Annotated in this window: 11 protein-coding genes; 10 read left to right on the plus strand and 1 reads right to left on the minus strand. The window is 39.0% G+C overall.

The window, feature by feature from the left end; genetic code table 11:
* Positions 1-13 precede the first annotated feature (13 nt).
* The gene (locus MKX82_RS07655; protein WP_233314317.1) at positions 14-1132 is read right to left on the minus strand and encodes a GerAB/ArcD/ProY family transporter; all 1119 of its coding nucleotides are present in this window, start codon (positions 1130-1132) and stop codon (positions 14-16) included.
* A gap of 330 nt (positions 1133-1462) precedes the next feature.
* On the opposite strand from MKX82_RS07655, the gene MKX82_RS07660 reads away from it, so the two are divergent.
* The 10 genes from MKX82_RS07660 to MKX82_RS07705 all read left to right on the plus strand — a co-directional run bounded on the left by MKX82_RS07660 (position 1463) and on the right by MKX82_RS07705 (position 14139).
* Positions 1463-2917 carry a diadenylate cyclase gene (locus MKX82_RS07660; protein WP_237941208.1) on the plus strand — a complete coding sequence of 485 codons (1455 nt, stop codon included), beginning with the start codon at positions 1463-1465 and terminating at the stop codon, positions 2915-2917.
* Between the two features lie 78 nt (positions 2918-2995).
* A complete protein-coding gene (locus MKX82_RS07665; protein WP_233314315.1) occupies positions 2996-3658 on the plus strand; it encodes a hypothetical protein in 663 nt (220 codons plus the stop codon).
* A gap of 203 nt (positions 3659-3861) precedes the next feature.
* Positions 3862-5475, plus strand: coding sequence for a DUF1593 domain-containing protein (locus MKX82_RS07670; protein ID WP_341076165.1), 1614 nt, complete (start codon positions 3862-3864; stop codon positions 5473-5475).
* 192 nt (positions 5476-5667) lie between these two features.
* Positions 5668-7365 carry a methyl-accepting chemotaxis protein gene (locus MKX82_RS07675; RefSeq protein ID WP_233314313.1) on the plus strand — a complete coding sequence of 566 codons (1698 nt, stop codon included), beginning with the start codon at positions 5668-5670 and terminating at the stop codon, positions 7363-7365.
* Between the two features lie 118 nt (positions 7366-7483).
* Positions 7484-8545 carry a C45 family peptidase gene (locus tag MKX82_RS07680; RefSeq protein ID WP_341076167.1) on the plus strand — a complete coding sequence of 354 codons (1062 nt, stop codon included), beginning with the start codon at positions 7484-7486 and terminating at the stop codon, positions 8543-8545.
* 87 nt (positions 8546-8632) lie between these two features.
* Positions 8633-9178, plus strand: coding sequence for a short-chain dehydrogenase (locus tag MKX82_RS07685; RefSeq protein ID WP_251648167.1), 546 nt, complete (start codon positions 8633-8635; stop codon positions 9176-9178).
* 116 nt (positions 9179-9294) lie between these two features.
* Positions 9295-10290, plus strand: a complete 996-nt coding sequence (locus MKX82_RS07690; protein WP_237941212.1) for an AraC family transcriptional regulator — start codon at positions 9295-9297, stop codon at positions 10288-10290.
* A gap of 137 nt (positions 10291-10427) precedes the next feature.
* Positions 10428-11696 carry a glycoside hydrolase family 1 protein gene (locus MKX82_RS07695; RefSeq protein ID WP_341076172.1) on the plus strand — a complete coding sequence of 423 codons (1269 nt, stop codon included), beginning with the start codon at positions 10428-10430 and terminating at the stop codon, positions 11694-11696.
* A 165-nt stretch (positions 11697-11861) separates the two neighbouring features.
* Positions 11862-13160 carry an MFS transporter gene (locus tag MKX82_RS07700; protein WP_251648170.1) on the plus strand — a complete coding sequence of 433 codons (1299 nt, stop codon included), beginning with the start codon at positions 11862-11864 and terminating at the stop codon, positions 13158-13160.
* A 76-nt stretch (positions 13161-13236) separates the two neighbouring features.
* Positions 13237-14139, plus strand: coding sequence for an alpha/beta hydrolase (locus MKX82_RS07705; protein WP_341076175.1), 903 nt, complete (start codon positions 13237-13239; stop codon positions 14137-14139).
* Positions 14140-14148 lie beyond the last annotated feature (9 nt).

Genomic DNA, 14148 nt, shown 5'->3' on the forward strand with positions numbered 1-14148 from the left:
CATGGAGAAGGCGTTAATTTTTGCTAGCAGGAATTTTATCCCTTTTGCTTGGTGCTTTTTTTACTAACAGGATGAACAATATAATTATGGGGATAAAAAATTGCAGCGGCAAGTTTAGAAAATAAGGAATAACCTGAAATCCCTCGAGGACATGATCCGCAATTCCCCGCGCAATAAATACCGTAAATAGCGTAATAATGCACATAATCGGCATAGTAAAATATCGATACGGAATTTTACATACATATTCTAGTCCCTTTAATCCAGCAAACATAAACACAGAGCTTTTCACCAATATGCCGAGCAAGATAATAAATGCTGTTATCGCATCAATTCTTTCGATAAATTCCCCAATTGCAACTAAGCGGGTTGCGCTTAACAGCGGAAAAGTCGCTCTTGATGCGATATTGCTTCCTAATGCAAGGGTAACGATTAATGTCGCCACAGTCAGAAAAAAGCCTGACATAATAACACCAAAGATTAACACATTATTGCTTTTTTTGAAGTTAGCAAGCAAAGGAAATATACAAGTAAATGCAATTATTTGACCGTATGGGCGCACAAGCTCATATGGAAATATTACTTTCAAAAGCGGCTTAACTCCACCTTCGAGTATAGGTGTTATGTTTTCAACAGAGAAATTTCTGCTTGCATACAGAAAAACAGCCAGTAAGATGAAAAAAATAATCGAATACGGCGTGAATATTTCAGTGGTTCTTCCAAGTACTTCAATTCCTGAATATAGGATATAGGCAATTGTCAGCATAAGTGCTAATGTCTGAACTTCGATAGGTGTGTTTGGCAGAATAACCGTCGATGTCATTTCAATAAAATCTCTGATGACACGGGCAGCCATATAAAAAAAATAAACGATGTATACAAAGCTAATCAAGACAGCAAGCGGTCTCTTAAAACAATACTCCATCAGTTCATATAAGTTCTTTTCTGGTAAAAACGAATGCATATAGTGATAGGCTAGTACAATCGCTATCCCAATAATGCAAGAGATTAATACAACAATCCAAGCGTCCTGCTTCCCTTTTAAACCGATACCAAGCACGACAGAGCTTCCCAAATTAAAGCAAATGACTAGGGCAAGCAGCTGATTTAATGAGATATTTTCCTTCATCATATGGGAAGTTTTCCCTCTTTCTTGGCCGATTTAGCCTTCTTGCACAAGAGTAGTATGTGTTAAAAATTTGTGATTATACTAATTGTTTCCATTCATCTATCTCGCTTATTAAAAGAGTAAAAAAGGCAGTAAAATCCTTCATTGTGAAAAGTATCAATATTTTTACTTTTCTGGTAAAATGAAATCATAAAAAATTTCCAAAAGAGAAAGCTCTAATGGTTGGCAAGTTTCCAATTACCGTTGTTGCAGCAAAAGTTTAACTTGTGTCTATTTTTAGTTTGAATCAAGTAATCTATCACTCACACAAAAACACTAATATCGGAGGCTTTTATGAGACAATACCAAACGCTCCAAGAGACTTATTCTTTTTCGGAAAGTTATCAAGAACAGTTAGCTGACACGATGCGAGAAACATTTGATATAGTATCGATTAAAGACAAACCGATTGTCAGTTTATTTAAATTAGATTATTCCCTTAATACTAAAAATAAAAAGCCGAGTTATAATACGCTGCAAGTAAATAACATTGCCATTATCTTCGACCCGGAGTATAACTATAAAATAGAAATGAATCAGAAGCATCGTTTTCCGCTTCGGTCCACTTCGTATTATTCGGAGGATGTGTCCTCTGATAATAAAGTAAAAGAATTCTTTAAGGATTATATCGACGACACGCTTACTGCGTTGTTTGCGAAAAGAAAGTCGGAAATAATAGACATCTTCTGCAGTTTCATAGAAAGTGAGAATACGGTTGTTATAGAAGTAGTGGAAATGAAAACAGGAGAGTTTAAAAAGTACAGAAACAGTGGATTTTTTCATCAATTAGTTTCAGATTCTATCGTATATGCGAGCAAGCCTCTTATTCATGAAGGAATGGAACATTATATTAGCACAAATAACATCGTCCGAAATGTTGCTGAGAAATATATTAGCAATACATTTTTATCCATTCTTGAAGTATTTGATTTAGCAATCTATCAAAAGTTAAATGAGATTGCGACGAGTTACTACGAAGGAGCTGAATGCTGCGGCAAGATCCTCTTTTGCAAGGAGAATGATATAGTTAACAGTGCTGTAATGTTTGTTGATAGAATGCCGCTCACTAATTATAAAGGCGTTCGTAAACTACTAGAGATAGCCCAAGAAAATATATATCTCCTATCTAATGGCAAGGAAATAATCGGCTTCATTGAATGGACTAATGAGCTGAATAATCGCATAAACGGCTACTCTGTGACTTTTGTAAGTCATGCTAATTGGGATTTAGAAGAAACAGGAAATAGAAAGAAAAAGATATTTCATGTTAGTTATGGCATTCCCCAATTCCCAAAAGCGCCTTTAGAAGAAGCGGAATTTGCAGCATGCTTCAATCAAGCCTTTTCGAATCGGTATCATTACCGAGCGATTTGGGATTTGTGTACACAAGCTAAAAATCAACAAAAAGGTACGATGCTCGTTATTTCAGAACAAGCTGCAGCAGAGGCTAGCCGCCTGTCGAATCAATGCATACGCTTAGAATATAAAGCAGATAACAAAAATTTCTTCAGCTCTATCAAACATATTTCCGCTATTGATGGAGCGGTGCTGCTTCATCCAGATGGGAATTGTCATGCTATCGGTGTTATACTAGATGGCACTGCAGATACACGTTTCGGTGATCGATCAAGAGGTGCAAGATATAATTCTGCATATCGCTATTTACATAGTACTAAATATAAAAATTGTCTTATTCTTGTAGTTTCAGAGGATGGAATGATTGATTTGATACATACGAACAAATTATAAGGAACAGCCTTGGGATAAGAACCCAGGGCTTTCCTTTTTAGGATGATAAATAGTATAGAACGAATAGGGGGGCAACAAATGGAAACAACTACATTGTTTGTTGGAATTGATACAAATATTTCCTTACAAAGAAATTTAGATAAAAGAAAAAAACGGCAAATTAAGAGGACAGATTTAATAGAACTAACTCCGAATGTTTCTTATGCCTCGTACAGAAAAGACGAGACGATAATCCGTACCTATTTTTTAAAAAAAGAAGTTATTTTATTTGTTGAAGTAACACCCTTTATAAAGGAAATGGAAGAAATCTTTGGAATATGCAGTTCTGACTTGGATGTGATCACTACAGATCTATCACATGAAGCCCTTATACCAAAATTTGAGCATGTGTTAAAAGAGTATGAAAACCAAACGAGGCACTTTCCTATACTTCATGCATACGGGCAAAAATCCTGGCATGATGAAGCCTTGATTGTTGCTAATAAGGAGGCATTAATAAAGCTGAAAAATGCCATTGATGTTGCCTTAAAGTATGGAGAAGGACGCCTCTCTGCATCAACAAGTGATGGTGAAGGATATGACCTATACGTAAAATGTCTTAATGGGGATGCAGAAACGAATGAAGTTTGGAGAAATTTGGAGCTGCCTTATCATGACAGAGAGATGTATGCTCCACAGGAGGAAGAAGTCGATCCATACTCTATAAATTCTGTTTACAGCCAACTTTTGAACAGGCAGTAAACCAGCAAAAATAGGCTAATAGTAAGATGAAAACGCTATATTGATAAGGTAGAATATCGTTGTAAACGCTTAAAATACATATGGACATTAGGAATGTTACCTAACGGGCATAACCTAAACAAATGCATGGCTAAATCCGTGTGTTTGTTTAGGTTTTTTGTTTTTCTCCCGTTAGGTAATCTTCTAAAATCCAAAAAGAGGGGATGAAAAGGATGAAAGGAAAAGGGTTAATTACTTTGTTGCTGATATTTGCTATCATTGCAGCGGGCTGTTCAAACAGCAAAGAGGAAACTAATTCATCTAACGAAACAAAAACAGAAAACAGCAGTGACAGCAAACCAGCTGAAAAGCAAAAAGCCAGAACGGTTATTACAACAGATGGCGAAGTGGATGATATGAACTCTGTACTCCGCTACTTAGTGTATGCCAATAAGATGGATTTAGAAGGAATTGTGCTGACAAGCTCTGTCTACCATTATGCAGGTGATAAAGCAAAAGGAATTGAACCTTTTAGATGGACAGGGACCCAATGGCTTACAGATATGATTAATGCGTACGAAGAGGGTTATCCTAATTTGGTGAAGCATGCTGACGGCTATCCTGAACCAGATTACTTACGCAGCATTACAAAAATCGGTAATATTTCTAATGTAGGGGAAATGGAAGAAGAGACAGAGGGATCTGAGTTCTTGAAGGAACTGTTCCTCCATGATGATGATAGTGATTTATATGTGCAAACATGGGGTGGAACAAATACAACGGCCCGTGCATTGAAATCGATTGAAGAAGAATATAGCAAAACAGATGATTGGGAGAAGATTAAATCGAAAGTAAGCGATAAGCTTGTTTTATATATCATTTTGGACCAGGATGACAGCTACAGTAAATATATTGCTAAAAACTGGCCAGATATCCGCATCATTAATGATACCTCGAATTTCTGGCATTTTGCATATGCGTGGAAATTACATTCTGAGGAATTAAACACAAAGCTTACTGGTGATTGGCATAAAGAAAATATTGTCGGTCATGGTCCGTTAATGGATATGTATGCATTAATGGGTGACGGCAAGATGATTGAGGGAGAGCTTTTCGAAGAGCAGCGCGGTACGGAAGAATACTTACAGAAAAATCCTCAATATCAAAAGTATGATTTTATTTCAGAAGGTGATTCTCCATCCTTCTTCTACTTAATCGACAATGGACTAAGAAGCTTGGAGGACCCGACATATGGAGGCTGGGGCGGCCGCTTTGACGCTGTGAGCAGCAAGGTGTATAAAAACACTGTTACAGACTTTAATGTGTACGCAAACCGCTATGAAGCAGAGTATTCTTTAACACGCTGGTTTGATGATATACAAAGCGATTTTGCAGCAAGGGCAGATTGGCTGACTGCAGAAAGCTATGAGGATGCAAACCATAATCCAACAGTTGAGGTAGAAGAAGGTTTGGATTTGGCGGTTGAAAAGGGAGAGGAAGTGACGTTGCATGCTAATGGCAGCGATCCAGACGGTGATGAAATCTCCTATAAATGGTGGAGATATTTTGAAGCAGATACGTACGAAGAGTCAAAGGTAGCTAAGAACGATACAGTTTCAGATGTAATAGATGGTCTTCAGCTTGGCCTTCATCGTGAATTGGCAGAAGGAGAAGCAACGGACACGATTGAATTAACAGGCAAGGACACAAAAACAGTGAGCTTCACTGTGCCAAAAGATGCGAAATCTGGAGATACACTTCATATTATCGTAGAGGTGCAGGATGACGGTGCACATAAGCTTAAATACTATCAGCGTGTTATTCTAACTGTAAAATAAACAATTGTCTAAAGGCGGTGGAAGCTATTCTGCCGTCTTTTTTCCTATTGTATAGAAGTTATGGAAACTCCTTCCTCCGTTGTACAACAATATTTTCAAATGGAGATGAAAAGTGATTAATTTTCACAAATTTGGACCGATACAACCATTAGCATCATTAAATTGCTAATTTTTTAAGGGATGGGAAAGTGTATGAAATTACAGCTTAAGATGAAATTAGGCACAAAGATTAACTTAATTGTTGTTGCCATTATTATTGTTTTATCCGTGGTAGTCGGGTATGTGGCAAATAGTGAGATTACAAGGGGAATAAAGGAGTTTGCAACAGAAAAAGCAAAAGGTGATCTTGCGCTTAGTTATAACTATGTAAATAGTGAATACCCTGGCGAGTGGAAAGCGGACGGAGATAAGCTTTTAAAAGGCGAGACAATAATCAATGATAATAATGAATTAGTCGACATAATTGGCAAGGACACGCACGATACAGTTACATTCTTCTTAGGTGATACAAGAATTGCGACGAATGTAATGACAGACGGCAAGCGGGCAACAGGTACACAAGCATCACAAGAAGTAATTGACACCGTTATTAATAATGGAGAAACATACTACGGCGAAGCAAATGTAGTCGGGAAAAACTATCAGACAGCCTATATGCCTCTGAAAAATGCAGCAGGGGAAGTTGTAGGTATCATGTATGTTGGTGCCTCAGAAGAAATGATTGATAATATCCTGTCTTCTTTCTTAACGAAATTTGTGATTGTATTAATCATTATGGTTGTTATTGCAGTGGCAGTCGTTCTTTTATTTACAAATTCAATAAGAAAAAGACTGAAAAAGCTTACTGCAGCCTTGGAGTTGGCAGGCAACGGCGATTTTACTTCAAAAGTGGAGGATAAATCGACTGATGAGCTGAGCCTATTATCTGTAAGCTATAATAAAATGACAGACAGTTTAAAATCGATGATGAATGAAGTTATCTCAACATCTGAACAGTTAGCTTCTTCTTCAGAACAGCTGACGGCAAGCTCAGAAGAGACAAGCAAAGCGACAGAAGTAATTACAGAATCAATCCAGCAGGTCGCAAATGGTGCAGACCAATCAGCATCAAATGTACAAGACAGTGCTGCTGCTCTTGTTGAAGTAACAGAAGGCATTCAATCAATTGCTGATAATGCTCAAGCAGTTTCCGATGTCGGCTTGAAGGCGACTGAAAAAGCGAAGAATGGCGGACTGTATGTGGATAAAACGGTTCAGAAAATCACTGAAATCAATCATTCTGTTGCCAAAACAGGGGAAGCGATTAAAAATTTGGACTCCCGTTCACAAGAAATCGAGAAAATTACTAATGTGATTACAGATATCGCTAATCAGACAAATTTACTAGCGTTGAATGCTGCAATTGAGGCTGCCAGAGCAGGGGAAAACGGAAAAGGCTTTGCTGTTGTTGCAGATGAAGTCAGAAAGCTTGCCGAACAGTCTCAAGCATCTTCTGCTCAAATATCAGCACTTATTAAGACAATCCAAGCAGATATGGTCCAATCTAATGCGTCAATGGAACAAGTGACATTGGATGTAAAAGAGGGCTTGGAAATCGTCGAGCAGACGAAAGCGAACTTTACAGAAATTATGGACTTTATGCAAAATCTTACAGAGCAAATTGAAGGAATGGCTCATACTTCGGAAATACTTGCTGCAGGCACACAAGAAGTGGCGACAACTGTTTCAGAGATACAAAATATTTCTGGACAAACATCGATGCATTCACAAAATGTTGCCGCCTCAGCAGAGGAGCAGCTAGCATCCATGGAAGAAATTGCTGCATCTGCTCAAGCTTTGTCTCATTTAGCAGAGGACTTAAAAGAAGTAATCAGCAAGTTCAAAGTATAATTGATTGCCAGTCTCCAATAATTGGGGACTGGTTTTTCTGTATAGGTTAAAAGTATATCTCTTCCATTTCCCTCCTTTTCCAAGTATGCTAAAGAATAGCAGAGATGGGGGATATGAGATGAAAAAAGTTTATGCAGATGTCATGCAATTTCGTGGAACACATTATGACTTTGGTTATAAGCAAGGAGAATATTTTAAAGAATCAATCCTTGTAAAGAACAGGGAAAGGCAATGGAAGGTAAGAAAGCCGAAATTCACGATAGATATCGAGGAAACCCGACTTATCTTTGCTAAATTTGCCCCGTTAATCTGGGAGGAGTTTGAAGGCTTTCGTGATGCATTAGGCTGGCCGATGGACAAGGTGCTCCTTGAATTTTGCGGCTATCGTCTTGATATTGACAAGTCAGGCTGTTCGATTTATGTCGGCGGTGATTATTTAATCCGAAACTATGATTATCATCCAAAAACATATGATGGCCGCTATACCATTTTTAAGCCGACTGACGGAGGAAATGCCATCATCGGTCCAAGCCAAAGAGGCACAGGAAGAATGGATGGCATGAATGAACAAGGCTTGACGATGGGCTATAATTTCATGAACAGGAAGAAACCGGGCACGGGCTTTGTGTGCAATATGATCGGCAGGCTCATCTTAGAGCTTTGCAGTACGGCAGAAGAGGCGGCCGCTTTGCTCAAAGAAATTCCCCACCGTCATTCCTTTAGCTATGTATTGTTTGACAGAAGCTGTGAAACACCATTTATAGTGGAAACCTCTCCAAGAAGAGTGGAAGTGAGAAGAGGCTTTTCTTGTACAAACCATTTTAATATTATGACAGAAGAAAACCGCCATGTTCTAGATGATTCGAAAAGACGCCTCGAAATTATCGAGACCCATCAAACCAGTTTGATAGGTGGAAAGGAAGCCTTCAGTTTGTTGAATGACTCCAATGCAGGCATATTCTCCAATTTGTATGGAGCTTGGGCTGGAACCATTCATACTTCTGCTTATTTCCCTAAGGAAGGAAAAGCTTGGTTTGCACTTGGCGGTGACCAAGACCCAATTGAATTCAATTTTTCAAACTGGCTTAAAGGAGAAGACTTGCCGATTGAAAAGGTCGAAGGCTTGATTGATACAGATATCCCATTTGTTCATATGGAGCAAGCTGACTGGTATAAATAAACATGTGCACCTGCAATTAAAAAGACCATGGTTCTTTTAATTTGCAGGTGCCTTTTTTACAAACAAAATAATAAGGAGCGGGAATGAATGAAGCATGCATTAGTAGTAGGCGGGACAGGAATGCTTTCGGAAGTAACGATTTGGCTGGCAAAACAGGGTTATATCGTCTCTGTAATCGGAAGAAATAAACATAGAATGGACGAGATCAGAACCATTTGTCCAAATTCTATCATTCATCCAATTTTGGTTGATTACAGCAAGCTAGAAGATCTAGAGTCAGAATTGCGAAATACTATTCGTATTCATACCAATATTGAGTTAGTGGTTGCTTGGATTCATTCTTATGCAGAAGAAGCTGTTAACCTTATTATAGATACAGTTTCTAAGGATTCAAGCACTTGGCAGTTATTTCATGTGCTAGGAAGTAATGCAGATTTGCAAGTCTTGCAAAGCAGGCTTACAGACAAGCGAAATATGATATATCATCAAATTCAGCTAGGCTTTATGATGGATGATGGTCATTCACGCTGGCTGACGAATAAGGAGATAGCAAGTGGTGTAATCCAAGCTATGATAAACAAGAAGTCTATTCATATAGTTGGAGTAACAGAGCCAAGGGAGCAAAGGCCATAAAAATATTTTTATTTGTGAGTGTTTTAGAGGTTTATATGATATATTTGAAGAAAAAGCAAAAGAAAATAAAAACAAACAAAGAAATATGTCTAAATCTACTAAAAAGGAGCCTGCCTGTGAATAGTGCTGAATTAAGAGCAAAGCTTGAAAGCTATAATAAGATGGACCCTCCAGACTGGAATTTTATCAAAACTACTTATCAGGTTGAACCGATTGCGACAATTAATGGCGAGCCGTTGTATGAATTTAATATGATATTTGATCCATCACATAATCCGATTGAAGATAATATCTTCCTGTCCCAATGTCCTGCAAATGCATATGTTCCCATGCATATTCATCAATATATTGAGCTGATATATGTGTATCAGGGCAAATGCAAAATCATTCTTCAAGATGATGCCATCGATATTCTGGAAGGAGGTATGATTATGATAGACAAAAATACTCCTCATACGGTACAGGCGACGACAAGCTATGATATTGTGATTGAAATTAAGCTGAAGCATGATTACTTGTCGACGAATTTCTTGAGCAGATTTACAAATAAAAGTATTATCTCACAGTTTTTAGTCGACTCTCTCATCGGCAGCAGAAGTGCTAATAAATATCTTTTTTTTCCGTTTGAAGCTAGCTCCAACTTTAATAACATTATGGAGCATATTATGTGTGAGTATTTTGATGAAGATGCTTTTACATCAGGCTTGATAGATGCCTATTTGTTTATTATGTTTACGGAGTTGATCCGGCACAGCAACAGCTATACAAGCATGAAGATGAACCATCGAACAGAAAGAGACGTAATTATTGTTGATTTTTTGAAATATATCGAAAACCATTGGAAGGACTGCAGCCTTGCTTTAATGGCAGAGCAATTTAAATATCACCCTAACTATATTTCTGCTATTCTAAAAAAAGCTACTGGCAAGTCGTTCACTGATTTGCTGCAAATTCAGCGGATTAATAAGGCTGCGCTTTATTTGACGAATTCGGATATGCCGATTCCAGACATTGCCGAAGAGGTTGGTTATTCAAGCGTTTCTTTTTTTTATAAAAAATTCAACGAAATTTTCCTTCAGACACCAAAGGAATACAGAGAGCAAAACCGTTAATGAAAACTTAAGTCTCTTAACTACCTAATATCTTTGAATCGAGCAAACATTTCCTTTGTATTTGCCATTAAATCAATTGAAAACGCTTGCTAAAATAAAAGACATAAGAGTAAGTAAAAGATATTAGGGGTGTATACATGATGAGTTTTTCATTTCCAAAGCAATTCCTCTGGGGCTCAGCAACGGCAGGCCATCAGGTGGAGGGCAATAACGATAACAGTGATTTTTGGGCAGAGGAGCAAGTCGAAGGCTCGCCGTATCAAGAAAAATCGGGGGATGCAATCGACCATTACAATCTTTATAAAGAAGATATCGCCCTAATGGCAAGCCTTGGCTTAAAAGTGTTCCGCTTTTCTATAGAATGGTCGAGAATTGAGCCAGAGCCAGGACAGTATTCACAAGCTGCCTTGGATCATTATCGGGACGTTCTTGAAACATGCTATGCCAATAATATGACACCTTTTGTCGCGATGCATCACTTTACATCACCAAAATGGCTGATGCAATTTGGCGGCTGGGCAAGCCCAGATGTACCTGAACGCTTTGCCAACTACTGTGAAACAGTATTCCGTGAGCTCGGTCATTTAATTCCGTATGTTTTGACGATGAATGAGGTGAATCTGCCTGTCATGCTTCGTGAGCTGTTTACGGGCATTGGGTTTATTCCGCCGGTCGGAATTGATCAAGATGCATGGACAGCGCCTAAATGGCGCGAGGCTGCAGCTGAGCGTTGTGGTACGACAACAGACAAGTATTTTACTTTCCATATGATATCTGATGAGAAATCGATGAAGCTTCTCCACAAAGCTCATGTTAAAGCGCGCCAAGTGATCAAGGATATTTCTCCTGACACATTAGTTGGCTTTTCCATGGCGCTGTCTGATGTACAATCCATCACAGGGGGCGAGAAAATAGCTGCGGAAAAATGGCATAGCTATTTTGAACAATACTTGCCGATGATGGCAGGTGATGACTTTTTTGGTCTGCAAAACTACACGAGAGAAGTGTACGGTCCAAATGGTCAAGTGCTGACAGAGCATGCAGAACGAACACAAATGGGCTATGAATATTATCCGGAAGGCTTGGCAAATGTCATTCGCAAAGTATCAGCTGCCATCACCATTCCAATCATTATTACAGAGCATGGCATTGCTACAGACAATGATGAAAGACGTGTAGAATTTATCCGCAGAGGATTAGAGGGTGTTCAGGCTTGTATAGAGGATGGTATTGATATAAGAGGTTATTTGCATTGGTCCACTTTTGATAATTATGAGTGGAATTCAGGTTACTCCAAAAAATTCGGATTAATTGAGGTAGACCGCACTACACAAAAAAGGACGGTAAAAGAAAGCGCCAAATATCTTGGCCAAATCGCTCAAACCTGCTCCCTTGTTAACAAATGACCTTACCACTTGCTCCCAAGCTTTTAGGGAGCAAGCTTCTTATTATAGTTATTATTCGATAATCTTTGAATCAAGCAAAAATATTCTTTGATTATCTCATTCATTTGTCTGAAAGCGCTTGCTATAATGTGAAAAAACAATACTAAGGACAAAGTTGGAGGGAAAATGATGGAGACAGTTGGCTGGAAAAGGACACCGTTTAAGAGGTTGATAGTAGCGGCAATGCTTGGTGTCGGTACTGCTATCGCACCACTAGTATTATTAGGATTTGGTCTTTCTACTTTTATTGTAATAAGAATTGTAGGTTCAGAGGATGCGACTGCTGTTTATGGAACGGCATCAGGGATTACAGGAATTGCCATTGTTATTTTTGGATTGTTTGGAGGGGTGATTGCTGATAAGACAAGGCTCAAAATGGGGAGAAGAAGATTTTGGATGGTAGCAGGAAGCATTCTTGGTGCGATTTCCATGCTGATGCTTACCTTTGCATCATCCATTCCTATATTCATTATTTCTTTATGCTTGGTGAATTTCTTTTACGGCATGGTTTCCCTTTCCAGTTATGCAATAGTTCCAGAGCAGGTAGATCCGGATAAATTCGGCCGTGTGTCAGGTTTGATTGGAGCCGCTGGACCTGCGTTAGTTATGTCTGGTCAAATGCTGATGGGGGTGCTCGCCAATTCAACGATTGAACAAAAGATGATTGCATTGATTATTGTCCAGCTGATCGGCGGAATAACGGCGGCACTTTTAATTAAGGATAATTATTTGGCGAAAACAGCCACAATCAGCAAAAAAAACCTTGGTATTCGCGGCTTTTATCCGAGCTATAAACAGCATCCTGCATATACTTGGGCCCTTTTAACAAAGCTGTTCATCAATTTCTCCAATGCAGGATTGAATATGCTCACTTTGTTTTATATTGCCAGATTTCATTTAAGCGAAGCGGAAATTTTTCAAATTATGGGGCTGACTGCGCCTACGATTATCATGATGGTTGGAGCCGGCATTCTCGGCGGGTTTTTATCAGATAAAGTGAAAAAGCAAAAGCCGTTTGTAATGGGAGCGGCCCTAGTTACCGCACTGTGCCTTGTTGCCTTTGCATTCTCCACAAGCGTGGCATGGGTTATTGTCGGTAATTTCATCTTTAACTTTGGGTTCGGTATGTACAATGCTGTCGATAATGCCCTTGTAAACCGCATCCTGCCTTCTAAGGAAAATGCGGCGAAAGATATTTCTATCATGAATACAACAACAAATATGGCCTCCACATTAGTCAGCTTTGCAGCTCCAGCTCTGATTGCTTTTGGTGCAAGTACATTTGGCGGTGATGGATACACGCTGTTTTTCCTAGTGCTCGCTGTGTTTTCCATTCTCTCTGCTATCGCTGTTCTTCCGATTCCAGAAATGGAAGGAAAAGGGGATGTTGATGACGAACCTATGGATGAAATCGTCGTTTCCTAAATGTTGATTGGGATGAATATCTATTCATCCCTTTAAGGAAAGTGACGCATAAAGCTGCCAAAGGGGAGAAGCATGTATGAAAATCGAAAAGATTCAGTTATGGGAAGATAATGCTCATGTTACCTTGACTGCCTATCTGCTAGAGAATTCTCAAGAATTTCAAACAGATAAAAAGCGTCCTGCTGTTATTATTTGCCCAGGAGGGGGTTATTTAAATACATCTGACAGAGAGGCAGAACCGATTGCTTTACGGTTTGCTTCAAAAGGCTACCATACATTTGTGTTGCGCTACAATACGTACTTTCGTGAGTGGGTGAAAGATTTCAAACAGCTACCGGAGGTAAATGAGCGCTCTCTCTATCCCAATCCATTACTTGATTTAGCGAAAGCGATATCTTTAGTAAGAAGAAATGCGAAAGAATGGCTTGTAAATCCAGATGCCATTGCTTTATGCGGCTTTTCTGCTGGTGGTCATTTGGCAGCAAGCATGGCTGTTCATTGGCAAGACAGCTTCCTCCAAGAGTCTATTCAAGCAAGCAGCGATTTATTTAAGCCAAATGCTGTTATATTAGGATATCCGCTCCTTGATTATGAATGGATGAAAGCAAAAGTAGAGCGTGATGCGGATGAGAATAAAAAAAGCTTTTGGGAAATATCAAGCAAGGCAGTTTTCGATACAACCACACCTACTGACCAACAGCTAAGAGAAGCAAGTCCTGCCCGTTATGTCACTATAAATACACCGCCTGTCTTCCTATGGCATACAGCCGATGATGATTTAGTTTACGCAGAAAATGCTTTAGTTTTTGCTGTAGAACTAACAAAGCATCATATTCCCTATGAATTACATGTATTTGAAAGTGGTGTACATGGATTGTCGCTAAGTGATGAAACGACAGCAGGCAACGCTGAACACATAAACGAAGCATGCCAGCCATGGTTTGATTTAGCGGCCGCATGGCTGAAAAGGCATTTCTAATAATGACAG

Origin of the sequence: Niallia sp. FSL R7-0271 (assembly GCF_038005785.1) — a bacterium.
Taxonomy (GTDB): Bacteria; Bacillota; Bacilli; order Bacillales; family Cytobacillaceae; genus Niallia.